The organism is Kaistella rhinocerotis (assembly GCF_030243905.1).
Classification (GTDB): domain Bacteria; phylum Bacteroidota; class Bacteroidia; order Flavobacteriales; family Weeksellaceae; genus Kaistella; species Kaistella rhinocerotis.
On the sequence record NZ_JASSYY010000002.1, the window covers coordinates 924,889 to 947,441 of the forward strand.

General features: G+C 43.9%; 23 protein-coding genes. 15 read left to right on the forward strand and 8 right to left on the reverse strand.

Annotation, left to right across the window (positions count from 1 at the left end):
- Nucleotides 1-123: 123 nt before the first annotated feature.
- The 9 genes from QEP06_RS09550 (at nucleotide 124) to QEP06_RS09590 (ending at nucleotide 8,102) form a co-directional block, all read left to right on the forward strand.
- Entirely contained in the window at nucleotides 124-1,512 is a 1,389-nt protein-coding gene (locus QEP06_RS09550) for an MBL fold metallo-hydrolase (protein WP_285270044.1), read from the forward strand.
- A 104-nt stretch (nucleotides 1,513-1,616) separates the two neighbouring features.
- Nucleotides 1,617-1,838 (forward strand): hypothetical protein, encoded by a 222-nt coding sequence (locus QEP06_RS09555; protein ID WP_285270045.1) that lies wholly within the window; start codon nucleotides 1,617-1,619, stop codon nucleotides 1,836-1,838.
- Nucleotides 1,822-2,025: a DUF6132 family protein gene (locus QEP06_RS09560; RefSeq protein WP_285270046.1), complete on the forward strand. Its 204-nt coding sequence runs from the start codon at nucleotides 1,822-1,824 to the stop codon at nucleotides 2,023-2,025. Before QEP06_RS09555 ends, QEP06_RS09560 begins: the two co-directional genes overlap by 17 nt.
- Before the next feature lie 17 nt (nucleotides 2,026-2,042).
- The gene (gene trxA / locus QEP06_RS09565; protein ID WP_285270047.1) at nucleotides 2,043-2,336 is read left to right on the forward strand and encodes a thioredoxin; all 294 of its coding nucleotides are present in this window, start codon (nucleotides 2,043-2,045) and stop codon (nucleotides 2,334-2,336) included.
- 145 nt (nucleotides 2,337-2,481) lie between these two features.
- Nucleotides 2,482-3,498, forward strand: coding sequence for a nucleoid-associated protein (locus QEP06_RS09570; RefSeq protein WP_285270048.1), 1,017 nt, complete (start codon nucleotides 2,482-2,484; stop codon nucleotides 3,496-3,498).
- Between the two features lie 47 nt (nucleotides 3,499-3,545).
- A complete protein-coding gene (locus tag QEP06_RS09575) occupies nucleotides 3,546-5,744 on the forward strand; it encodes an ATP-binding protein (RefSeq protein ID WP_285270049.1) in 2,199 nt (732 codons plus the stop codon).
- Nucleotides 5,744-6,298, forward strand: coding sequence for a biliverdin-producing heme oxygenase (locus tag QEP06_RS09580; RefSeq protein WP_285270050.1), 555 nt, complete (start codon nucleotides 5,744-5,746; stop codon nucleotides 6,296-6,298). The genes QEP06_RS09575 and QEP06_RS09580 overlap by 1 nt, the downstream gene beginning before the upstream one ends.
- 45 nt (nucleotides 6,299-6,343) lie before the next feature.
- Nucleotides 6,344-7,366 (forward strand): catalase family protein, encoded by a 1,023-nt coding sequence (locus QEP06_RS09585; protein ID WP_285270051.1) that lies wholly within the window; start codon nucleotides 6,344-6,346, stop codon nucleotides 7,364-7,366.
- Between the two features lies 1 nt (nucleotide 7,367).
- A complete protein-coding gene (locus tag QEP06_RS09590; protein ID WP_285270052.1) occupies nucleotides 7,368-8,102 on the forward strand; it encodes a DNA-formamidopyrimidine glycosylase family protein in 735 nt (244 codons plus the stop codon).
- Nucleotides 8,103-8,132: 30 nt separating this feature from the next.
- Here QEP06_RS09590 and cysK read toward each other — a convergent pair whose 3' ends face one another.
- Both cysK and epsC read right to left on the reverse strand, forming a co-directional pair.
- Nucleotides 8,133-9,065: a cysteine synthase A gene (cysK, locus tag QEP06_RS09595; protein WP_285270053.1), complete on the reverse strand. Its 933-nt coding sequence runs from the start codon at nucleotides 9,063-9,065 to the stop codon at nucleotides 8,133-8,135.
- A 52-nt stretch (nucleotides 9,066-9,117) separates the two neighbouring features.
- Complete coding sequence (epsC, locus tag QEP06_RS09600; protein ID WP_285270054.1) at nucleotides 9,118-9,933, reverse strand: serine O-acetyltransferase EpsC; 816 nt, start codon at nucleotides 9,931-9,933, stop codon at nucleotides 9,118-9,120.
- Between the two features lie 316 nt (nucleotides 9,934-10,249).
- Between epsC and QEP06_RS09605 the strand changes: the two genes are divergently transcribed.
- The gene (locus QEP06_RS09605) at nucleotides 10,250-11,176 is read left to right on the forward strand and encodes a malate dehydrogenase (protein ID WP_285270055.1); all 927 of its coding nucleotides are present in this window, start codon (nucleotides 10,250-10,252) and stop codon (nucleotides 11,174-11,176) included.
- A gap of 535 nt (nucleotides 11,177-11,711) precedes the next feature.
- On the opposite strand, the gene QEP06_RS09610 is transcribed toward QEP06_RS09605, so the two are convergent.
- The 3 genes from QEP06_RS09610 to QEP06_RS09620 all read right to left on the reverse strand — a co-directional run bounded on the left by QEP06_RS09610 (nucleotide 11,712) and on the right by QEP06_RS09620 (nucleotide 13,982).
- The gene (locus QEP06_RS09610; RefSeq protein WP_285270056.1) at nucleotides 11,712-13,121 is read right to left on the reverse strand and encodes an alkaline phosphatase; all 1,410 of its coding nucleotides are present in this window, start codon (nucleotides 13,119-13,121) and stop codon (nucleotides 11,712-11,714) included.
- Nucleotides 13,122-13,266: 145 nt separating this feature from the next.
- Complete coding sequence (locus QEP06_RS09615) at nucleotides 13,267-13,797, reverse strand: DUF4136 domain-containing protein (protein ID WP_251832081.1); 531 nt, start codon at nucleotides 13,795-13,797, stop codon at nucleotides 13,267-13,269.
- Between the two features lie 8 nt (nucleotides 13,798-13,805).
- On the reverse strand, nucleotides 13,806-13,982 hold the full coding sequence (locus QEP06_RS09620) for a C1orf53 family protein (RefSeq protein WP_251832080.1): 177 nt from the start codon (nucleotides 13,980-13,982) through the stop codon (nucleotides 13,806-13,808).
- Nucleotides 13,983-14,021: 39 nt separating this feature from the next.
- Here QEP06_RS09620 and QEP06_RS09625 point away from each other — a divergent pair, with 39 nt between their 5' ends.
- From QEP06_RS09625 to hemL, 4 genes are all read left to right on the forward strand, one after another.
- Nucleotides 14,022-14,351 (forward strand): hypothetical protein, encoded by a 330-nt coding sequence (locus QEP06_RS09625; RefSeq protein WP_285270057.1) that lies wholly within the window; start codon nucleotides 14,022-14,024, stop codon nucleotides 14,349-14,351.
- A 169-nt stretch (nucleotides 14,352-14,520) separates the two neighbouring features.
- On the forward strand, nucleotides 14,521-15,435 hold the full coding sequence (locus tag QEP06_RS09630) for a 1-aminocyclopropane-1-carboxylate deaminase/D-cysteine desulfhydrase (RefSeq protein ID WP_285270058.1): 915 nt from the start codon (nucleotides 14,521-14,523) through the stop codon (nucleotides 15,433-15,435).
- A 13-nt stretch (nucleotides 15,436-15,448) separates the two neighbouring features.
- Entirely contained in the window at nucleotides 15,449-16,498 is a 1,050-nt protein-coding gene (locus QEP06_RS09635; protein WP_285270059.1) for a glucosaminidase domain-containing protein, read from the forward strand.
- A gap of 51 nt (nucleotides 16,499-16,549) precedes the next feature.
- Entirely contained in the window at nucleotides 16,550-17,833 is a 1,284-nt protein-coding gene (gene hemL, locus QEP06_RS09640; RefSeq protein ID WP_285270060.1) for a glutamate-1-semialdehyde 2,1-aminomutase, read from the forward strand.
- 52 nt (nucleotides 17,834-17,885) lie between these two features.
- Here the strand turns inward: hemL and namA are convergent, their stop codons facing one another.
- The 3 genes from namA to QEP06_RS09655 all read right to left on the reverse strand — a co-directional run bounded on the left by namA (nucleotide 17,886) and on the right by QEP06_RS09655 (nucleotide 21,779).
- Nucleotides 17,886-18,935, reverse strand: coding sequence for an NADPH dehydrogenase NamA (gene namA / locus QEP06_RS09645; protein WP_285270061.1), 1,050 nt, complete (start codon nucleotides 18,933-18,935; stop codon nucleotides 17,886-17,888).
- Nucleotides 18,936-19,057: 122 nt separating this feature from the next.
- On the reverse strand, nucleotides 19,058-21,193 hold the full coding sequence (locus QEP06_RS09650) for a catalase (RefSeq protein ID WP_285270062.1): 2,136 nt from the start codon (nucleotides 21,191-21,193) through the stop codon (nucleotides 19,058-19,060).
- 19 nt (nucleotides 21,194-21,212) lie between these two features.
- Complete coding sequence (locus tag QEP06_RS09655) at nucleotides 21,213-21,779, reverse strand: YciE/YciF ferroxidase family protein (RefSeq protein ID WP_285270063.1); 567 nt, start codon at nucleotides 21,777-21,779, stop codon at nucleotides 21,213-21,215.
- 272 nt (nucleotides 21,780-22,051) lie between these two features.
- Between QEP06_RS09655 and cdd the strand changes: the two genes are divergently transcribed.
- Complete coding sequence (gene cdd, locus QEP06_RS09660; RefSeq protein ID WP_251832072.1) at nucleotides 22,052-22,531, forward strand: cytidine deaminase; 480 nt, start codon at nucleotides 22,052-22,054, stop codon at nucleotides 22,529-22,531.
- Nucleotides 22,532-22,553: the final 22 nt, after the last annotated feature.

Genomic DNA, 22,553 nt, shown 5'->3' on the forward strand with positions numbered 1-22,553 from the left:
CTCAAATGCTTAAATAGCCGGTTTTTTTGCAAATGCCACACTGAATGTAACTTATGTTACTGTGTAGGTGCGCCGAACGTATGATATTTGCACCATAAATTAGAAACTATAAAAATTACTGATATGTTTTTTGAACACATTTTTGATAAGACACTCGCACAGTCAAGTTATCTTGTAGGATGCCAGGCATCAGGCGAAGCCATCGTAATCGATGCGCAGCGCGATACCGATGTATATCTTGATATTGCAAAGAAAAATAATCTGAAAATCACGCACATTATAGAAACGCATATCCATGCAGATTTTCTTGCAGGTTCACGCGAACTCGCGGCTGTGACTGGTGCTAAACTTTACCTTTCTGATGAAGGCGGTGAAGATTGGCAGTATGAATTTGCTCATGAAGGTCTCCGCGATGGTGATGTAATCCGTGTGGGAAATCTTACGTTCAAAGTGATGCACACACCGGGACATACGCCGGAAAGCATCAGCTTTTTGTTGACAGATCATCCTGCAACTGATGAACCGGTGATGGTTTTCACAGGAGATTTCGTTTTCGTGGGAGATATCGGCCGTCCTGATTTGCTTGAAAAAGCCGCCGGAATTGCGGGAACCAAAGAAGAAGGCGCGCATCAGATGTTCGCTTCACTGAAGAAATTTGCTGATCTGCCGGAATTCGTCCAGGTTTGGTCAGGTCACGGTGCCGGATCTGCCTGTGGAAAGGCTTTGGGCGCGGTTCCGAGTTCTACGGTTGGGTATGAATTGGTTCGCAACTGGGCATTTAAATATGGCGAAGATGAAAATGCATTCACAAATGAACTTTTGGAGGGGCAGCCTGAACCACCAAAATATTTTGCAATGATGAAAAAACTCAACAAAGTCGACCGGCCGTTGCTTGTTGAAGTTCCGAAACATCCGAAACTGTCTGTTGATGAGTTTATAGCAGCGTACAATAAAGGCATCAAGATAATCGATACGAGGAATAAATTGGAATACAATAAAGGTTTTGTGCCGGTTTCACTTAATATTCAGGGAACAAATTCATTCGCGACGTGGATGGGCTGGCAGATGAATTACAAAGAGCAATTCATTCTGATCGCGGATGAAAATGCTTTCGAAGACCTCACTCGTAAACTGATGCGAATCGGGATGGACAATATCTATGGCTTCTTCACTTCTGTGAATGACCTTCCGCTCGAACTGCAAAAAGCGGATATCGTCTCGGTTGAAGAATTTGAGCAGATTGCAAAAAGTGGTGATGCACAGGTTATTGATGTGCGAAATGAATCTGAATATAAAGCCGGACATGTTGAAGGCGCTGTGAATTTGTTTTACGGAACCATTCAGGATGATTTAGATAAAGTGAGCAAAGACCGTGAAGTGGTGATCTATTGCCAGGCTGGTGACCGCGCCGCCATTGCACAGTCTGTACTGCACAGAAACGGTTTCAATGTGAAAACTTTCTCGGGCAGCATGAAAGAATGGAAAGCAGCCGGAAAACCGGTCGTACAGTGATTTGAATAAAAACAAGGTGATCCCGAAGGCAAAATAAAACTAAACAAGCGGCAGATTACCGGTGTAAACAGAGAGTTTGCTGCTCGTTTACATTAAAACACACAATGAATTTACTTAAGAACTGGAATCTGATGCGCATCCTGCGGTTTTCCCTCGGTGTTCTGATGGTGGGGGAAAGCATTCGCTCGCAGCAATGGTTTTTACTCGGGTTTGGCGTGTTTTTCACGTACGTGGCGCTCGCGAATAAAGGCTGTGGCGTTGCGTGCGAAACCAAACCTTCCGCCACAGGAAATGAAAAAGAAATAGAATATGAAGAAGTTCGTTAATAGAAACTTTCTGACGATTATCGGAGTTTTTGCAGGCGCACTGGCCGGCTATCTATACTGGCATTTTATTGGCTGCAATACCGGTACATGTGCGATCACCTCCAAACCGATCAACAGTACGGTATATGGCGCCATGATGGGCGGCCTGCTGTTGTCGACGTTCAAGAAGCAGGTGAAAGAAGTTTAATTTTAAATTTTATTAAAATGACGTTTAAAGAAATAATCAGTCAGGATAAACCTGTTTTAGTGGATTTTTTTGCGGAATGGTGCGGCCCGTGCAAGATGATGGCGCCCATTCTTGAAGATTTAAAGAAGAAAGTAGGTGAAGATGCCGGAATTCTAAAAATTGATGTTGACAAGAACCCTCAGGTTGCTGCCGCATTTCAGGTCCGCAGCGTTCCGACTTTGATTCTGTTCAAAAATGGCGAGCAGGTGTGGAAACAGGCTGGCGTGATGTCTGCAGATCAGCTCGCAACGGTTATCAGTCAGCACAAATAAATTTCAATTTTAGTTTGAAAAAGGAACCCTCTGAATTTATTTTCGGAGGTTTTTTTTTGTTAAATATTCGCCGCGTCAGTTTACGCTGAAAATTTCGGAATGCCGGACTTTTAAAATTATCTTTGCATCCCTAAGATTTTACTTCATGATCTCCAAAATAATTGTACATAAAGTCGGTAACCGTATTAATCAGGAATCGCTGATCCTTTCGCAGCAACCTTTGGACCTTGCAGAAGAAATGACAGAACTGCTTGAGGATTTTTTCCTTAAATCATTTAAATCTGAAGAACAGTACCGTTTTTACAGCGAAACTTATCTTGTTAATAATACGGTATTTGGGGCGGTTTCAGAGATTTTCGGGAATCCAACGAAATTTGTAGAAGAAGCCGAAAATATCGCGCAGCATCTATACGATATCACGGAAAACCCACGTGTACAAAGCGGCGAACTCTTCATCGTTTATTTTGAGGGCGAAGAAAATGCGGACGGGCATAAAATAGATTCAATCGGGATATTTAAAACCGAAAACAAGAATCCTTTCCTGAAGATTTTTCCGCAGGGGGAAACCTTTGACATTGAAAAAGATTACGGCATCGGGCTTTCTAAATTGGATAAAGGCGCTTTAATCTATAGCAGTTCGAAAGAGTCCGGTTACGCAGTTTCGGTGGTTGATAACAACAAAAATGGTGATGCTGATTATTGGTTTGAAAATTTCTTAAAAGTAAAACAGCGCGATGACGAATATTTTCACACGCAGGAAACACTGTCGGTTTACAAAGAATATATCACGAAGCAGCTACCCCAGGAATTTGAAGTCTCAAAGGCAGATCAGGCCGATTTTCTGAACAAATCAATCAATTTTTTCAAGGAAAAAGAAAGCTTCGATTATGAAGAATTCACACAGGAAGTGCTGGAAGACAAAAACGTGATCGAAAGTTTCAGCAATTTTAAATCTGATTATGAACAGGAAATGCAGGTCTCGATCTCAGAGGACTTTGCCATCAGCGAAGCGGCGGTGAAAAAGCAAAGCCGCGGTTTTAAAAGCGTAATTAAATTGGATAAAAACTTCCATATTTATGTTCACGGTGACCGCAAAATGATAGAAACAGGCCAGGACGAGAGGGGAAAATACTACAGATTGTACTTTGAAGAAGAGAAGTAAAAAAAAATCTTAAATTTGTTGACGGAGCTTTTATTATTTCTTTTTTTATGAACTTAGTCGATTGCCACGAGGAGAAGATCCACATTTCCGGTCATATACAGGATTTCGGCTACATAATTGGTTTAGATCCGTCAACGAAGACTATTGCCTTTTTCAGCCAGAATATTTCAGAGATTTTTAATGCAGACGAAAATGTTCTGGGCGAAACTTTAGAGCAGAATTCACATGCCTTTGCGCCACTTCTTGAATCTGTGGTGCTGGGTAATCTGGAATTTGAAAATCTAAAGGACGTAGATGTTTTCCTGGACAAGATTTCGATCAACGATGTAAATTATCACCTCACCATTTATAGATACGAGGGAGTGGTCTTTCTTGAAATAGAGAAAGTGATCGAACATTTCCACACGCGAACTTTTGTCAGTAAAAAGTATGAGAGCATCAGCAGCGCCACCACCTCAGCGGAAATCTGGGAACAACTGTTGAATTCTATCGCCGAGGCTATAGATTATGATCGTGTGATGGTGTACCGTTTCCTGGAAGACGGAAGCGGAAAAGTAATCGCAGAAAAACTGAAAAACGATGTTGAGAGCTATCTGAACCTCCATTATCCTGAAAGTGATATTCCGCGTCAGGCCCGTGACCTGTATCTTAAAAAACGGAAAAGGATATTCAGTAATGTAAGTTCTGCACCGGTTCCTATTATTTCTAAACTTCAGGAGCCTGTGAACCTTACCTATTCTACGCTGCGCGCTATGTCGCCAGTGCATGGGCAATACCTTAAAAATGCCGGTGCAGAGTCCAGTTTCAGTACGTCTATCGTCATAGACAATAAGCTTTGGGGAATGGTGACCTGCCAGAATACTAAAGCTAAACATATCGATCTGGTGAACAGAATACGGTCTGAAGTATTCACGGTAATCGCGGCGAACGCCTACGCGTCTTACAAAACGCGCCAGATATTGAATGACAGTATTGAACTTGAAAGCCATATTAAAAAATTAAAAACCGCACTGCTGCAGCACAATACGGTGGAATCTTCGCTTTTTGCGAATATAGAAAGCATGCGGGATTATCCCGCTGCTGACGGTTTGGCCGTTGTGGTAGGTCAAAATATTCGCACCTCCGGCTTTGTGCCCTCGGATGAGGATATCCTTCAGATCGTGCAGTATGCCCGTGAAAATCCATTGAAGAATTTTTATTCTACCAATGACTTCAGCAACGCGCTGGAAGGCAATATGGGTCAGATGGTGAACGCGGCCGGCGTGATGTTTGGCTTTACCGATGATGAGCGTAACGAACTGATGATTTGGTTCCGCCGGGAAATTGATACCCAGCTTCTTTGGGCCGGAAATCCATCAAAAGATACTACGGAGACGGTGCTGAACGGCGACCAGCAATATGTGATCTCGCCGCGGAAATCTTTTGCTACCTATATTGAAAACATAAAAGGAAAGGCTACGCCGTGGAAAAACCGGGATGTCATAGCAGCAAAGAGAGTGGTAGCCGCCATTCTGGAAACCACCTACAGCCAGTTCCGCAAAGTACAGGAACTGAATGATGAACTGAGAAATCTCAACGAAGAACTCGACAGTTTTTCCTACACCATCTCTCATGATCTGGGTACTCCGCTTACGGTGATGAAACTTAATGCGCAACTGCTTGAACGTGCTCATCACGACAATCCGGAAGTCCGAAAAAGAGTTGGCAGTATTTTAGCCGAAATTGTAGGAATGGAAAGCATGATGCGCGGCGTGTTGCAGCTCAGCAAAGCTAAATCTACCGAAATAGAGCTCAAAGAACTCGAAACTGCATCTACAATAAGAAAAATTTGCCTTGATGCACAGCTTACCATCAGTGAAACTACCGAAGTAGTCATCGGTAAAACACCAAATGTTCTTGCGGACGAAACGATGATGAGACAGGTCTTCCTTAATATTATCGGTAACGCGGTGAAATACTCAAGCAAAAGTGCGAATCCAAAAATTGAGATTCACGGTCGCGAAGAAGGTGATAAAGTGATATACAGCGTGAAGGACAACGGGATCGGTATTCCGGCGAAAGACCAGGCAAAAATGTTCAAGATTTTCAGCCGTATGGAAAATGCCAAGGGCTTCCAGGGCAACGGCGTCGGCCTTTCTATTGTTTTCCGCATTATGAAGCGTCTTGGCGGCGATATTTCGTATGAAAGTACTGCTGAGAAAGAAACCGTCTTCAAACTTACTTTCCAAAATCCAAGAACGGTTTGATGATTTCCGAAAAACTTAAGTCCGGCACACGGCATCTGCACGATCTTACCGAAGAGAAATTCAATTCATCAAAAATATTTGAAGGCGGATTTGATATCGAAGATTACCGAAAACTGCTTCTATACAATTATGAGATGCTGTGTGCGTTCGAAAAAGATGTATTCAGCCTGATTCCTTATCAAGCTGCGGCAGATTTACACTTAGAAAAGCGACGTAAAATCAAACTGGCAGAAGCAGATCTGCTTGCGTTAGGCGCTAACTTGCCAAAAGTACAAGTTTTAAGTTCCGTAGACAGCGTGGCGGAAGCATGGGGAATTTTCTACGTAATGGAAGGTTCCACATTAGGCGGAAATATGATTGCCAAACAACTTTCGAAACTTAATGAATTTAAAGATGCGCCGTTTCACTACTTCCGTTGCTACGGTACGCACACCGGATCTTACTGGAAGACTTTTAAGGAAGTTTTGGACCGCGAAATAAATCCTGCGGATGAAGAAGACTGCCTGAAAGGTGCTGAAAATGCCTACCGTTTCCTCCTTAATTTGCCCGATTGATCGGTTTCGTGGTTTCATTTTTGATGGCTTTAAAGCAAAACGCTTATGAAACGCTTCCAGACTTATTCGCCCGGGATGGACGCCCTTACCAAGGCAGAGGAAAAACTCCTTGCTGAGGATTTGCCGTTGATCGAAAAGGCCGTGCAGGTTTCGGCGAAAGTCAACAAAACCAAGCATGCAACGCGAAACGCTCACGCAAAATCTTTCGGATTTGTTCGCGGACATTTTATTCCGGTAAAAAATGATGCGGTGGATATCGCGCGGCTTTTGGGCGGCGCAAATTTAGGAATCATCATGCGCTACTCGCATCCCAATTTTTTTGTGACCAAAGGAGTTTGGGAATATCCTATTTACGGTTGCTCTCTGAAGATTTACAATAAAAGTGAACCCAAAAGTGCCAAGTTTCCGCTGGTTAATTTTCCTGTTTTTGTGACCAATTCAGTCAGCAAATTCCTTAAAATCCATATCAGGGCCAACCGTTTTTTCATCGCTTTGCGCCGGAATTATATTCTTGCGGTTCTCAAGGCTCCATCGCTTTTGCTGGCGGGCATGAGTCTTTTCTTTGATTTTCAGTTGCCAGGAATCTTGCGGAATGTGCTTAAATTTTTCGATATTGAAAGACAGTTTCTGCCCACATACGATTTTCATTCCGTCGGGTGTTTCCGTTTTGGCGACCGAGTTGGGAAAATACGTTTAAAGCCAAACTTTACACTTCCGGTGCAGAAAGGTAATGATCTGGACCAGGCTGAGCTTCTAAAAGATTTCTTCTCGAAAAATGAACTGTCGCTCGATTTTCAAGTGCAACTGGCGGTGAATAAATCTAAAACACCGGTCAACAACCTTCTCAAGCACTGGCGCGAAAAACATTCAGAGTTTATTACCGTCGGTAAGATTATCCTTTCACAGCAAGATTTATCTGAGTATGAAAATTTGGATTATGAAAATATTTCGTTCAACCCGTTCGAAAATATTCCCGAACTTCAACCGGTCGGACGGATGCAGCAGGTCCGCCGCAAAATCTATGATGTATCTGTGAAGACGCGCCAAACATTAAATCAAAAAAAATAAAATGCCTGAAGGACCTACCATTCTGAACCTCAAGAATAAACTGAACCGCTACAAGGGAAAAACCGTGGTAGAGGCAACCGGCTACGCAGAGGTAGATAAAACGCCGATTAAAGATGTGAAACTTCTGGATGTGGATGCCTACGGCAAGAATTTCATCTTTGTTTTTAAAGATTTCTTTGTGACCGTGCATTTGGGGCTCTTCGGTAGCATGCTGATCAACAAGCGAAAAAAGGTGAATGCCAGTTTCGCCCTCCAGTTTGAGGAAGCGGAAATCAATTTTTATATTTCTAAAGCCAAGATTATTGCGGGCAAGCCACAGGATCACTTTAATTATAAGACTGATATTCTGAAAGACGAATTCGACGGAGAATATGTACTGTCTACCGTGCAGGAAAAATACGCAGACAAGATGATCGGCGATGTGCTGATGGAGCAGGATCTTTTCACGGGTGTAGGGAATATCATACGTGTGGAAGCACTCTACCGCGCAAAGATTCATCCCGAAACCATTGTAAAGAATATTCCGGAAAAGAAAATTATGTTCCTTATTGAATCAGTTGTCAATTATGCCTACGAATTTTTAGAACAGTCGAAAAAAGATGAGGTGAAAGAGAAAACACTGATTTACGGCAAGAAAATCTGCCCGAAAGATAAGCGGGAACTGATCATTGAGGAAATGGGAAAGGTGAAACGCAAGACCTACGTTTGTCCGAAGTGCCAGAAAAAATATGAATAAGAAAATCCTGCCGTTTGGCAGGATTTAATTTTAATAAGTGAACTCATTTTCTTCATAAAGCCCATCCACAGACCAATATCTTTCACCGGTGTCATAGTTGAAAGTAAGGATTTTCGATCCGTCCGGGATTTCTGCCAGTTTTTTATTGATGGCCGCCAGCGATGCACCTGTTGATATTCCGGCTAAAATTCCTTCTTCGCGCGCTAATCTTTTAGTGAATTCGTAGGCTTCTTCTTTTTCTACTTGAATAGTTCCGTCTAGGATTTCTGTATTCAGAACTTTTGGGATGAATCCGGCACCAATTCCCTGCAGCGGGTGCGGGCCGGGGTTTCCGCCCGAAATTACGGGTGAATCTTTGGGTTCTACAGCGAAACTTTGCAGTGCTGGGAATTTCTGTTTCAGGATTTCACTTACGCCGGTGATATGTCCGCCAGTTCCTACACCGGTAATCAGGTAATCAAAACCCTCAGGGAAATCGGTGAGAATTTCCTGCGCTGTCGTATTTCGGTGAATTTCGAGGTTGGCTTCGTTTTCAAACTGCTGCGGAATCCACACGTTGTCAAGTTCTTCGGCCATTTCCATTGCTTTTTTCACCGCACCGGAAGTGCCGAGTTCACGCGGTGTCAGCACGAATTTGGCTCCATAAGACGACATCAGTTTCCGTCTTTCGACGCTCATGCTTTCGGGCATTACCAATACCAGTTGATATCCTTTCACTGCGCAAACCATCGCCAGTCCGACGCCGGTGTTTCCTGAAGTAGGCTCAACGATCAGCGTGTCTTTCGTGATTTTTCCTTCGCGCTCTGCTTTTTCAATCATGGACAAGGCAATGCGGTCTTTGATGCTTCCGCCGGGATTCTGCCGCTCAAGCTTCATCCAAACTTCAAGATTTCGGTCGAAAAGTTTATTAATTCTGACTGTGGGCGTATTGCCAATGGCTTCTAATACGGTATTCAGTTTCATATTTTAGTATTTGTAATGTTTAATTTTCTATTAGTTGCTTTCGAGGTAAATTTTAAATAATAAAATTAATCGGTTCCTGCCCCGGAAATTTGTTTTTCACAGTGACCTGCCCTTTGTGAAAAACCACCGAATCAGCCGCGACGCTTTCGGTAATCCACACGTTTCCGCCAATAAGCGCGCCATCACCGATCACTGTTTCGCCACCGAGTATCGTAGCGTTTGCGTAAATCACCACATTGTCTTTGATGGTTGGATGCCTTTTTTTATGCTGCAATTCTTTGGCCACAGACAGCGCGCCCAGCGTAACGCCCTGGTAAAGGCGAACGTAGTTGCCGATGACGGTGGTTTCGCCGATCACGATTCCCGTGCCGTGATCGATAAAAAAGGGTGAGCCGATCTGTGCGCCCGGATGGATGTCTATGCCCGTTCTGCTGTGTGCAAATTCTGTCCAAATCCTTGGTATAAGCGGGATTTTTTTTTTCTCGAGCTCATGTGCGAGGCGATAAACAGCAATTGCGAAAAATCCAGGGTAAGAAAATATGATTTCTTCTACATTTTTAGCGGCAGGATCATTCTCAAACATATAGCGTGCATCCGCTTCAAGTGTGTTGTAAACTTTCGGAAATTCGGAAAAAAAATATTCTGCATCAGCCTCTGCGCTGTCTTTGCTTACAGAATTTAAGATTTCGGTAAATTCGTCCTTAAACTGCTGCAGACGTGTTTCGATATCGGGCAGTTTGGTGCATCGCTGTACTTCGAGAAAGAACACAAACCTGAAAAACCGGTCTATAAAGTCTTCGGTTTTTTTCTTGTCAATATCTATTGAACGGTGGGTATAGCCGTGGGTAAGGTGCTGTGCAAAACTCATTTTAGGAATATGATTTTAAAACAAAGATAGATAACCTTGTAATTAAACGTCTTGATGCAGGATAAGTTTCTCCGCGAGCGGATTTAATTGCCGTTTCCGCTGAAAATCATCGGGAAATGAGTTGGTGAAACAGTTCATATTTCCGTAAATTTGTGCTTTGATTACGTGTAGGAAACGGTTCGTTTTGGATGTAGTTTTAAAAGTTTTTTCAAAAGCACATCCTGATATTCTGAGCCGGCAATATTGAAGAATGTAAACAAACAAACCATATGAAAACGCAGTTTTCATATGACCTTTAAATATAAATAAATTACATATGAAAGTTACCGTAGTAGGAGCAGGTGCAGTAGGCGCGAGTTGCGCAGAGTATATTGCAATGAAAAATTTTGCCTCAGAAGTAGTTTTAGTAGACATCAAGGAGGGTTTTGCAGAAGGTAAGGCCATGGATCTGATGCAGACCGCGTCACTGAACGGTTTTGATACCAAGGTGACTGGTACTACCGGCGACTACAGCAAAACTGCAGGTTCCAAAGTGGCCGTGATCACTTCCGGTATCCCAAGAAAACCGGGCATGACCAGAGAAGAGCTAATCGGCATCAACGCGGGCATCGTGAAAGAGGTTACAGAAAACCTTGTGAAACATTCACCGGACGTGATCATCATCGTGGTTTCAAACCCGATGGATACGATGGCTTACCTTGTACACAAAACTTCTGGTTTGCCGAAAAACAAAATTATCGGTATGGGCGGCGCCCTTGATTCTGCACGTTTCAAATACAGATTGGCTGAAGCTTTGGAATGTCCGATTTCAGACGTTGACGGAATGGTAATCGCTGCACACAGCGACACCGGAATGTTGCCACTGATGAGCAAAGCAACGCGTAACGGTGTTCCTGTAACTGAATTTTTAGATGCTGAAAAGCAGGCTTATGTGGAAGAAGAAACCAAAGTAGGCGGCGCTACGCTGACCAAACTTTTAGGGACTTCTGCCTGGTATGCGCCGGGCGCGGCAGTTTCCGTAATGGTACAGTCTATCCTTTGCGACCACAAAAAAATGATTCCATGTTCATTAATGCTTGACGGTGAATATGGCGAAAGCGATATCTGCTTAGGCGTTCCGGCCATCATCAGCAAAGACGGTGTTGAAAAGATCGTGGAGATCAGCCTGACCGACGCGGAAAAAGAAAAATTTGCTACCGCAGCGAAAGCGGTGAGAGAAGTAAACGGTGATTTGAAATTCTAAAAAACCGATTTTATATAAAGAAAACCTTCCGGAAGCGGAAGGTTTTTTTTGTTTTTATATTGAAAACGACTTAAAAACGTACGTACGGAAAATATTTTCGTACGTACGGACCATTCAGTTCGTACGTACAGAAAAAAATTCCTTAATTACGAATATAGAAAAGGGCAATAAAGCAGTGAAATAATGTTCCTCAGAAACGAAAGATCATGAAAAGTTACTGAAATTTAACTGTCAGGCAGCTGAAAACAGGCAGCAAAAGAACACCGAGCCGCTGAGGAAGGCTCTGGAAGAGACTGACGAAGCCACAGAACTGGCAGTGAAGGCGGGGCAGCCCGAAACGTTTTTGCCCCTTGATTAAAGGGCGATCGCTCCCGGTATCCCCGGTGTCCCTACGCGAGATCCGAATGCGGTGTCGCTTTCATTTTTTCCTACTGCGGAAGAATATTACGAAAAAAACGCAACCGTATTAAAATAATCACAAATAAAAATAAATGCCCCGAAGTTTGGGGCGTTTTGCTTTCTCTGCGGAGCTGTCTTAAAACTTATTCTCCACCTCGGCAACCTTCAGCAGAAAGGTATGCATATCGGTGTTTTTCATAAAAGATTTCATCTTTTCGCTGCCCGGCCCGAACATGGCCACCTCGCTGTAATCGGCCGAATGGTCCATACTGATCCAACCCACGGATGTGTACTCCTGCTGGATCTGCGACAATAATTTAAAGGGCAGATGCCGCGGGTTGTATACGCCGTCTTCCATTTGGGCTTTGGCATAATACGACTGGATTTCTTTTGCCTGATCATCCGAAATCATAATGCCCGCATTGGCCTGAGAGATCCGTTCTTTGATCTTGGCTGTGCTGTCGCCGCTGCTGATTCCCTGGAGGATCCATTCGTTGGTCTGCGAGAATTTCTGGATGCGGTCGAAATTTTCATCCACCTTCTTGCCATAAATAAGTCCGGGATTCGCATTGCCATGATCAGTGGTGATTACCACAAGCGTATTGCCGTCTTTTTTAGCGAAATCGACCGCCACTTTCACGGCATCATCGAAGGCGAGCTGGTCGTAAATCAAGCCTGAAATATCATTACCGTGTGCGGCCCAGTCCACTTTTCCGGCTTCCACCTGCATTACGAAACCGTTTTTGTCATCCTTCAGCTGTCCGATGGCTTTCGACGTCATTTCCGCCAGTGTCGGGATGTTGTTCTTCATAAAGCTGCTGCTGAGATGATCGGTAGAATAGGGCAGCGCATCTTCGTCAAACGTGGCGAGCAGTGGTTTATTGGCGGGTGCCGCATTCATTTCTGCTTTATTGCGTGCTACGGAATAACCTTTGTTCCGGAAAACCGTGTACATGTCTTTTTTATCTTTTCGCTGAGCGGCGTCAAAATATTTATTTCCGCCGCCCATGATTACCTCAAAACCCAGCCCTGAGTAAACCGACGCGATCTCTTCCTGTGAATTCCGGCTTTTGCTGTAAACGGAAAAGCCCGCGGGCGTGGCGTGCGTTACAGGAACCGTGGTCACCAGACCAATCTTTTTACCTGCTTTTTTAAATTTCTGAAGGATGGGCAGGTATTCTTCGCCGTTCACGCCAATATTCAGACTGCCGTTTGTCACGCGGTGTCCGCCGCCCCAGGACGAACTCGCGGCTGCCGAATCAGTAACAAAAGAACTGGCTGAAGCCATATCCATCAGTCCGCGCTGTACGAGGTTTTGTTCATATAAAGAGAGCCAGTGTGAAGGTCGTCCCAGTTTGCGGCGGCTGTACATATCGGCCATTTGGAGCGTGCCTATACTCATACCGTCGCTCACCATAAATATAATATTCTTTGCTTTTTTACCGTCGAATTCTTCTTTGAAGATATTCGCTTTTGCAGCAAAAGGTGTAAGAAACAGTCCGCCCAGTGCCAGTGAACCGTTCTTTAGTAATTCCCTTCTTTTCATTGATTCTATTTTTTTCAAATTTACGCAAAGATGACCTAAACACCAGCCTTTTGGTAAACGGCCGACCATTTTATTCCAGTCATCTTATTGCTATTTCACTAAAAAAAACCGCCGAAACAGCGGTTTTAAAAGTATATTTAAATAATTATCTGCCTTTTTGCGGCGGGTAATTTGCCATGATCTCAGCTACGATTTCCGGGATCTGCTTTTGTTTGGATTTAGGAGAATCCACGGAAATTCCGCTGCCTATTCCCTGCCACACCAGTTTTTGGGTTCTCGCGTCGATAAGGTCGAGCGTCAAACCTCCCTGGTTGTAGTTCGAAGTCCAGGTTCTGTTCATTCCCACGCCCCAACCGAATGGGCCGCCCCAGCCGTACATGCCAATCGGGCGCGTACTTTGGATATCCTGAATTTTCTTGTGATTGGCTTTTACATTCACGATGAGGTCCGGATTGTCGGAAACGCTCATCCCTTTAGTCTGCAACTGACGCGAAACCTCGTTCAGCACGCGGTCTTTATCGATGTCGTTGAGTTTCAGGTCATCAATTCTCAGTTTATACGTTTTGTATGCGTTGAAATTTGCGGTCTCTGCATAGTCAGATTTTACCTGGAACGGGCTGCAGGAAGTGAAGGCCAGGGATCCTGAAGCTAAAAGCAGAAAAATATATTTTTTCATTGGTAGATTTATTTTTTAATCGGTTTTATAAAACGGTCGGTCTTTTTATCATATCCGTATGGGCAGTGTTTGCAGCCGCTTTTGCAGCAATAGCCGCGTTTTAGGTGATATTTTTCGGTGAAAACCCTGTATCCCTGTTCGTTATAGTAAAAGTCTTCGTTTTCTTTGATACTGTTTTGATTCATGGGTTAAATGTAAACGGCCGAAAATTTTATCTTTGTTTGATGATTATTATCGCACGGTCACTTCTCAAAAATACAAAAATTTCCGCGATCGCCCTTTTTCCGGTTGTTTTGGTTCGGTCATCGGCCCTGCGCGAAAATGCGGTGCTTATCAATCACGAGAAAATACATCTTCGGCAGCAACTTGAGATGTTGGTTATTTTTTTCTATTTGTGGTATGTAATCGAGTATTATTATCTGTTTTTCAAACTCAAAGATCCGTATCAGGCGTACAAATCCATTTCATTTGAACGCGAAGCGTATGCGATGGAAAATAACCCGGATTATTTGAAGACAAGAAAATTCTGGAGCTTCTGGAAATACCGTTACTGATTTATCTGGGCGCCATTACCGGCTTTCACTACTCGCTTTTTTATTCCGCTGCGCTACATAAAAAGAGCTCAAACAGGCCGTTCAATCCGGGGCGCGGAGCGTTTCGGCCAGAATTTTTAATCATTAACAGACTAAATCTTCTCTCAAAACTTTTTTCGAACTTTGCCTCATGCAATTGCCAACGCACGAAGTTCCGCTCACGGAGATTCATTTAAACAGAAACATCCGGCTTTTCATTAAAAGAGAAGACCAGATCCACCTGGAAATTTCGGGTAATAAATTCTGGAAACTGTTCTATAATATCAATCAGTATCTGGCTCAGGAAATCGAAAACCCGGTGCTCATCACATTTGGCGGCGCCTTCTCAAATCATATCGCGGCCGTCGCTGCGCTCGGCCGCGAACTTGGTATCGCCACGCTCGGCCTCATCCGCGGTGAAGAACTCGAACAGAAATGGCACGAAAACGAAACGTTAACGAAAGCATCTGCGGACGGAATGCGTTTCCGTTTCGTGAACCGCCAGACGTTCCGTGACAAAGATTCTTTAACCCAAAATCTACAGAAAGAATTTCGCCAGGCCCTGATAATTCCGGAAGGCGGCACTAATCAGGTTGCTGTGAATGGCATTCAACACATGCTTGGAAATGCTACAAAAAGTTTTAATTATCTTTGCACTGCGGTTGGCACAGGTGGAACTATCGCGGGAATCTCGAGCTTTGCCGAGGAAAACCAGAAAGTTTTAGGTTTTAAGGTCGTAAAAGATTCTTCCCTAGAAGCGAAGGTTTCAGAACTTTGCGGCAAAGAAAATTTTGAACTGATAGACGCTGCTGATGGTGGTTACGGCAAAATAACCGACGGAAATATCCGTTTTATCAACAGTTTTTACGATAAATACGGAGTGCCGCTGGATCCCGTGTATACCGGAAAGATGATGAGGAAGCTTTTTGAACTTATCGAACAGAATTTTTTTGCGGAAGGATGCACTATCCTCGCGTTTCATACCGGCGGACTTCAGGGAATAAAAGGCGCCAACGAAATGCTTAAAAAAAATGAGCGACCTCTGATAAAGACGACAGTTAAATAAAAATAATATGGGAATGAGGAAAACACTGTTGATATTTTCATTGATTATTCTGGCGAATTTTAAGGCACAGACCTGGAAAAACGACGAGCAGTACATTCAGAAATTTGCTGCTTACGCTGTAGAAGAGATGGAAAAATACAAGATTCCTGCTTCAATTACCCTCGCACAGGGACTTCTGGAAACTGGTGGAGGACAAAGCCGCCTCGCGCAGATCGGGAAAAATCATTTCGGAATTAAATGTAAAGAAGACTGGACGGGCAAGACAATGACGCATACAGACGATGCCCCGAATGAATGTTTCCGCGTGTACGACGATCCCCGCGAGTCTTACGAAGACCATTCAAAATTCCTGGCTTACCGGAAATATTACACAAACCTCTTCAAGCTCGATATCAAAGATTACAAAGCCTGGGCACATGGACTGAAAAAAGCAGGTTACGCCACCAATCCGCGCTACGCTTACATATTGATTGATAAAATTGAGAAAAACAGACTTTACGAATTCGATAATACCAGTTCAAAAGAAGTTCTCTACACGGTTCTGAAACTCTATCCGGGTCTGCGCGAAGATAAGATCTTCATGGCACAACTCGATCAGAATAAAGCCTCGTCCAGACCGGTCACCGTTACGGTTCCTTATGAGCAGACGTCTTACGCGAAACAGCAGCAGAAAGTGGATGCCATTAAAACACGTGCAGAAATCTTGAGTACGATTTTGGTAAAAAACCATCCAAATGGTGGCAAAAAGTTCGTGGTGATTCCGGAAGATACAGAACTCGGACTTATATCCAAAAAATTCGGAATCTCAGAAAGCAAACTGATGAAGTGGAACGAACTTGACGGCACGAATTTAAAAAGAAACGATATCATTTTCCTCGAGGGTAAATCTTCGACCGGAAATGTAGCGACTTATAAACCAAAAGTGGGCGAGTCAATGCACGAAATTTCCCAGAAATTCGGAATCAAGCTGAGTAAACTGTACGATAAAAACCGGATGGCATACGGCGAACAGCCCAAGACCGGGCAGACACTTTATCTTAAAGACAAAAAGCCGCGCAGCTAAGCATTTTGGTTACTGCGAAAACCATCATCCATCACCCAACAACCCACAACTATGTTATATCAAAGAAGTTCTGCACTATTCGATGAAGCCTACAAATATATTCCGGGCGGCGTAAACTCCCCGGTTCGGGCATTCAAATCGGTGGGCGGCGTGCCCGTTTTTATGAAATCGGCGAAAGGTGCCTTCATGACGGATGCGGATGACAATACCTACATTGATTATATTAACTCCTGGGGCCCAGCTATTTTAGGGCACACACATCCGGAAGTTCTTGAAGCAATTAAAAAACAGGCTGAAAACGGTTTTTCGTATGGAACTCCTTCAGAACTCGAAACCGAGATTGCTAAACTTATCGTAGAAAATGTTCCGAATATCGACCAGATAAGAATGGTTTCTTCCGGAACAGAAGCGTGTATGAGCGCGATCCGTTTAGCGCGCGGTTTTACGGGACGAGATAAATTCATCAAATTCGAAGGTTGCTACCACGGACATTCCGATTCTTTTCTTATTAAAGCCGGAAGCGGTGCCGCCACCTTTGGTAATCCAAATTCTCCTGGTGTTACGGCGGGAACTGCAAAAGATACTTTGCTTGCCAGATACAATGATATCGAACAAGTTAAAGATTTATTCAGACATAACGAGGGCCAAATTGCCGCAATCATCGTAGAACCCGTTGCCGGAAATATGGGTTGCGTGCTGCCGGAAAGCAATTTCCTTCAGAACTTGAGAAGGCTTTGCGACGAAAATGGCGCTTTGCTGATTTTTGATGAAGTGATGACCGGATTCCGTCTCGGTTTTGGTGGCGCACAGGAAGTTTTCAATGTGAAAGCTGATTTGGTGACTTACGGAAAAGTAATTGGTGGCGGACTACCGGTGGGAGCCTTTGCCGGACGAAACGAAATTATGGATCACCTCGCGCCGAAAGGTGCGGTGTACCAAGCCGGAACTTTAAGCGGCAATCCTTTAGCGATGCGTGCCGGACTTACCACATTGGAACTGATTAGAAAAGACGAAAACTTCTACCAGAACATCAATAAAACCACTGAAACCTTAGATTTTGAGATTGGAAAAATCCTGAATTCAAAAGATATTGCACACCGCATCAACCGCAAAGGATCGATGATGAGCATCTTTTTTCACATCAATTCGGTTTCAAATTTCGATGAAGCGGCGCAGGCGAACCATGCGCTTTTCAATAATTTCTTCCATTTCTTACTGAAGAATGGCATTTACCTCCCGCCAAGCGGCTACGAAACCTGGTTTATTTCGGATGCCATTAAGCAAAAAGAAATCGACAGAACGCTGGAAGTCATCAGCCAGTTTCAATATTCTTAAAAAACAAAAAAAGCCAACTGATTGAAGTTGGCTTTCTTATTTTAAAGGCAAATTAAGGCCTGGCTCTTTCGTATTGGTGAGGGAAAAAACAGTTGTCATTGTTCTTAAATGAACCGCGAACCGGCAGATAAGGATTTCGGAGAATTTCACGCGCGACAAAAATTAAGTCCGCCTGTTCATTCTGCAAAATTTCTTCTGCCTGTTTTGCGGTTTTTATCAGACCTACAGCGCCGGTTGCAATTTCCGCGTCTTTTTTTACGGCCGCGGCCAGCGGAACCTGGTAGCCATCAAATAAAGAAATCTTTGCGCCGTGGATATTTCCGCCGCTTGAAACATCGATGAGGTCTACACCTTTTTCCTTTAAGATTTTGGCTAATGCTACGCTGTCTTTGATGTTCCAGCCCTTTGTCGCATACTCCGTACCTGAAATTCTTACGAATAATGGGTGGTTTTCATCTAGAAGTTCGTTCATTGCATCTACGATTTCGAGTAGGAAACGGCATCTGTTTTCGAAGCTGCCGCCGTATTCGTCTGTTCTTACATTCGATAATGGTGATAGAAACTGGTGAATCAGGTAGCCGTGTGCGGCGTGGATTTCAATTAAATCAAAACCAGCGTCCAAAGATCTTTGGGCAGCAGTTTTAAAATTTTCAACCAAATCTTTTATTTCTTCAGCAGAAAGTTCGTGTGGAACTCTTTCAGATTCAAGGTAAGGAATTGGCGAGGGCGCCACGGTTTCCCAACCATCTTCTTCCATCGAGGTTTGTTTGCCGTTCCAGGTCGATGCTTTTCTTCCAGCATGCGCAAGCTGAATTCCGATCTTACTTTCAGACTGGCTATGGACGATATCGACAATTTTTTTAAGCTGTTGCGCCTGTTCATCATTCCAGATTCCCATGCATTTGCTGGTGATCCGGCCTTCGGGCACTACGCCGGTCGCTTCCACGATGATGAGGCCGGTTCCTCCTTGCGCGCGGCTTCCGTAATGTAACAAATGGAAATCGTTTGCAAGTCCGTTCTCACAGGAATACATACACATCGGTGACATAACCCAACGGTTTTTGATTTCTAAATTTCTGAATTTTATTGGTGTATAAAGCATATTCAATAATTATTTGGAGGATGCAAAATTAGCGAATTTAAACGGAAGTTTAATTTTTAAAGACATTGACAAATAAAAGGAGGCTCCCAAATCGGGAGCCTCAATATATATAAGGTGTGATTTTAGGCTGGAAGTGGTTTCATTTCCCGGTCCCAAAAACGGTGAAGGATGATGGATCCTGCAAAAAGATCCAGATCGCCTTCAGTCACGATTCCGTCAGCTGGTAAAGTAAGATCCGGAATTGCTTTCTTCAAAAGATCTGCGCCGTTTCCATCTGCCCCGAACGGTTTACAGTGTTTATAGGCCTCCGCTACGAAATGAATGGCGCCCGCATGTTCCATAAGGGTTTTTACACTTTCGCCGCCCGGAATGTAGACCGCATCGAAAACTACCGATGCCGTGGTGAGTAAACTGTCGTCCACCTGATATTGATCACCAGATTCTGTCGTTACAAAACCATGTCTCGGCGCAATGATTTGAACCAGCGCATCCATTTCGCAAAGGACTTTCTTTACTTTCGTGAATGCTTCGTCGCTTACGCCATCGGCTGTTAAAATAGCGATTCTTCTGGCTTTGATGTTGGTCGGAAGTTTATTCGCCATACTTACAGAGGGCGCCTCGGTAATCGGTAATTCCGCCTTGAACGAATGATAATCCTCGAGTTTACCATCCGCAGGAATGCTGTCCGTTATTGGTTGAGGCAGTCTTTCAGGAACCAGACCAAGGTGATCACCGACTTTATTTGCGAGTTCTATATCTACTTCCAGCAGCATATTCACCATTCTTTGGCGAATTGGAACCAGTTTCACTTTACCCAGTTCAAAAGAAAACGCATTTTGCACATGACGTTTTTCATGATCGGTCAAACTGTTATAAAACAACGTAGGCTGGCTGAAATGATCGAAGAAACTTCTGCTTCGGTTGCGGATTTTTCTGGAATCAATGCGTTCTTCAAATGAGGTGAAACCGCCTTCTTTCATCATGGCCTGAAACGGGCAGCCCTGCGCCATGGAATTCGGGTGGTAAGAAACTTTTCCTTTCGGGATCTGCATACGGTGAAGCCCGTCGCGTTGGTTGTTTGTGACATCCGGAATTGAGCGGTTAATTGGTATTTCATGGAAATTCGGTCCGCCCAAACGGGAAAGTTGAGTGTCTGTATAAGAGAAAAGTCGTCCCTGAAGCAGTGGATCGTTGGTGAAATCGATGCCGGGAACGATATGTCCGGGGTGGAATGCGATCTGTTCGGTTTCTGCGAAGAAGTTGTCAGGATTTTTATTTAAAGTCATTTTCCCAATGATCTCCACCGGAACCATTTCTTCGGGAATCAGTTTGGTAGGGTCCAACAGATCGAAGGGGAATTTATGTTCATCCTCCTGCGGAACGATCTGTACGCCCAGTTCCCACTCAGGGTACATTCCCTTGTCAATTGCTTCCCATAAGTCTCTCCGGTGAAAATCGGTATCTTTTCCGGCAAGTCGCTGGGCTTCATCCCAGGCCAGTCCCAAGACGCCCTGCAGCGGTTTCCAGTGGAACTTCACGAAGTGTGATTGTCCTTCCTCATTGATAAACCGGAAAGTGTGGATTCCGAATCCTTCCATGGAGCGTAGCGTACGTGGTATACCACGGTCACTCATCTTCCAGATTACGTTGTGCATCGTCTCGGGCATGAGCGAAACAAAATCCCAAAAGGTATCGTGCGCTGAAGCAGCCTGCGGAATTTCATTGTGAGGCTCGGGTTTAACAGCATGTACAAGATCCGGAAATTTCATTGCGTCCTGAATAAAGAAAACCGGCATATTGTTACCAACCAAGTCATAATTGCCTTCCTGAGTGTAGAATTTCACTGCAAAACCGCGTACATCACGTGGTATATCGGTAGATCCGCGGCTTCCCTGAACAGTCGAAAATCTTACAAAAACCGGCGTTTTAATGCTTGTGTCATTTAAAAATTTGGCTTTCGTGTATTTAGCCATCGATTTGTACAATTGAAAATACCCGTGTGCACCGGATCCGCGCGCGTGCACGATCCTTTCCGGAATACGTTCATGATCGAAATGCGTCATTTTTTCCCTGAAGATAAAATCTTCGAGTAGGGAAGGTCCGCGTTCGCCGCCGAGAAGTGAATTCTGGTCATCGTTCACTTTCACTCCATGATTTGTGGTCATGAATTCGCCATGGTCACTGTTTTTATATTTGCCGAGTTGTTCTATTTTCGGATTTGCGCCGTTTGCAAAGGGCTCTTGTTCGTTTACTTTCATAATTTAGGTTGCTTAAAAGTTATACGGCTTTAAAATCTTTAGACTGATGCATGCCGCCGGCAGCCTGTGAATTCAACTCTGTATCTGCGATGGTGGTAAGCAGACAGTCTGATTTCTTTTCTTCACCCAATGTGCGAAGCAGCAAATCAAGGACTTCTCGCTCATTCAGAACTTTAGCGTGAGCTGCGAGTGTTCCGTAAGCAGCCATCTCGTAATGCTCCACTTTCTGGGAACTGCCGATGATTGCGGCATCGCGAACAGGTCCTTCTGCGGCTGAGCTTACAGTTTCGCGGCCTTCAGCGATAATGCCTTCAATTGCCTGGCATTTTTTGGCTTCTGCTTTCATACCAAGCAGTTCAAAGGACTTTTCAAGTCGGACTACCTGCATTTCTGTCTGTAAGATGTGGTCTTTTATCGCCGTTTTCAGTTTTACATCGGTGGCTTTCTCGTACATTTCAGGAAGTGCTTTCAGAAGCGCGTTTTCAGCATAGTAAATGTCTTTTAACCCGGTGATAAAGAGGTCTCGGAGTGAGCCGGCCTCTGCGGCTTGCGCTGCTTTTTTTGATTTGGTTTTGTTGGTTTCCATATGTTAATATTTGATGTGTGTGATTTTTTTAGAAGTTCAAAGACGTCTGGTGCAAAGCAGTCGGAAATGATTGTTTGTCACTTGTTGACGTGAAAGTGGGGTTTGAAAAAGGTTATTAATTCGGGACAATTTGAATCAAATGTTAAACCAAAATATTAGGCCCTCCCGTTAAAATTCTCACAACATTTGCATCTTTTCAAAACACTGATTTTTACCCGATAATGGGTTTGACGTCGAATTTATTAGGTATATTTACTCCCCAATTTTCAAAAATGGTAAAAGAACTTAAAATTAATTTTTACGCGATCCCCAATTATGAAATGCTCGACGACACGGAGAAGAAACTCTTTGATGCAGCCAAAAAAATCCGGGAGAAAGCGTACGCCCAATATTCTCACTTCACGGTAGGCTGCGCACTGCTGCTCGAAAGCGGCGAGATCATTACCGGCAGTAATCAGGAAAATGCCGCATATCCGTCAGGTCTTTGCGCCGAAAGAACCACGATTTTCTGGACGGCCGCGAACTTTCCAGGTGAAAAGATCAAGAAATTATTCGTCATCGGTGCGCCGGAAACCGCTTTGTCATCAACGCCAATTCCACCCTGCGGAGCTTGCCGACAGTCTATCCTGGAATATGAAGCCAACCAAAAAGAGGGAATTGAAATTTATTTTGCTTCGCTGGACGGGGAAATTTTCAAAACCAACTCGGTTCGCGATCTTTTGCCCTTTTCATTTGATGCATCCTTCCTTTAAAATTGCTATTTGAATAAAATAG

What these genes read in the sequence shown, in the direction of transcription:
- QEP06_RS09590 (WP_285270052.1), top strand. Translation starts at nt 7,368, where the DNA reads ATGCCTGAAGGACCTACCATTCTGAACCTCAAGAATAAACTGAACCGC.
- QEP06_RS09630 (WP_285270058.1), top strand. Translation starts at nt 14,521, where the DNA reads ATGCAATTGCCAACGCACGAAGTTCCGCTCACGGAGATTCATTTAAAC.
- QEP06_RS09580 (WP_285270050.1), top strand. Translation starts at nt 5,744, where the DNA reads ATGATTTCCGAAAAACTTAAGTCCGGCACACGGCATCTGCACGATCTT.
- cdd (WP_251832072.1), top strand. Translation starts at nt 22,052, where the DNA reads ATGGTAAAAGAACTTAAAATTAATTTTTACGCGATCCCCAATTATGAA.
- QEP06_RS09625 (WP_285270057.1), top strand. Translation starts at nt 14,022, where the DNA reads ATGATTATTATCGCACGGTCACTTCTCAAAAATACAAAAATTTCCGCG.
- QEP06_RS09585 (WP_285270051.1), top strand. Translation starts at nt 6,344, where the DNA reads ATGAAACGCTTCCAGACTTATTCGCCCGGGATGGACGCCCTTACCAAG.
- trxA (WP_285270047.1), top strand. Translation starts at nt 2,043, where the DNA reads ATGACGTTTAAAGAAATAATCAGTCAGGATAAACCTGTTTTAGTGGAT.
- cysK (WP_285270053.1), bottom strand. Translation starts at nt 9,065, where the DNA reads ATGAAACTGAATACCGTATTAGAAGCCATTGGCAATACGCCCACAGTC.
- hemL (WP_285270060.1), top strand. Translation starts at nt 16,550, where the DNA reads ATGTTATATCAAAGAAGTTCTGCACTATTCGATGAAGCCTACAAATAT.
- namA (WP_285270061.1), bottom strand. Translation starts at nt 18,935, where the DNA reads ATGCTTTATACACCAATAAAATTCAGAAATTTAGAAATCAAAAACCGT.
- QEP06_RS09635 (WP_285270059.1), top strand. Translation starts at nt 15,449, where the DNA reads ATGAGGAAAACACTGTTGATATTTTCATTGATTATTCTGGCGAATTTT.
- QEP06_RS09610 (WP_285270056.1), bottom strand. Translation starts at nt 13,121, where the DNA reads ATGAAAAGAAGGGAATTACTAAAGAACGGTTCACTGGCACTGGGCGGA.
- QEP06_RS09575 (WP_285270049.1), top strand. Translation starts at nt 3,546, where the DNA reads ATGAACTTAGTCGATTGCCACGAGGAGAAGATCCACATTTCCGGTCAT.
- QEP06_RS09655 (WP_285270063.1), bottom strand. Translation starts at nt 21,779, where the DNA reads ATGGAAACCAACAAAACCAAATCAAAAAAAGCAGCGCAAGCCGCAGAG.
- QEP06_RS09615 (WP_251832081.1), bottom strand. Translation starts at nt 13,797, where the DNA reads ATGAAAAAATATATTTTTCTGCTTTTAGCTTCAGGATCCCTGGCCTTC.
- QEP06_RS09555 (WP_285270045.1), top strand. Translation starts at nt 1,617, where the DNA reads ATGAATTTACTTAAGAACTGGAATCTGATGCGCATCCTGCGGTTTTCC.
- QEP06_RS09560 (WP_285270046.1), top strand. Translation starts at nt 1,822, where the DNA reads ATGAAGAAGTTCGTTAATAGAAACTTTCTGACGATTATCGGAGTTTTT.
- epsC (WP_285270054.1), bottom strand. Translation starts at nt 9,933, where the DNA reads ATGAGTTTTGCACAGCACCTTACCCACGGCTATACCCACCGTTCAATA.
- QEP06_RS09620 (WP_251832080.1), bottom strand. Translation starts at nt 13,982, where the DNA reads ATGAATCAAAACAGTATCAAAGAAAACGAAGACTTTTACTATAACGAA.
- QEP06_RS09605 (WP_285270055.1), top strand. Translation starts at nt 10,250, where the DNA reads ATGAAAGTTACCGTAGTAGGAGCAGGTGCAGTAGGCGCGAGTTGCGCA.
- QEP06_RS09550 (WP_285270044.1), top strand. Translation starts at nt 124, where the DNA reads ATGTTTTTTGAACACATTTTTGATAAGACACTCGCACAGTCAAGTTAT.
- QEP06_RS09570 (WP_285270048.1), top strand. Translation starts at nt 2,482, where the DNA reads ATGATCTCCAAAATAATTGTACATAAAGTCGGTAACCGTATTAATCAG.
- QEP06_RS09650 (WP_285270062.1), bottom strand. Translation starts at nt 21,193, where the DNA reads ATGAAAGTAAACGAACAAGAGCCCTTTGCAAACGGCGCAAATCCGAAA.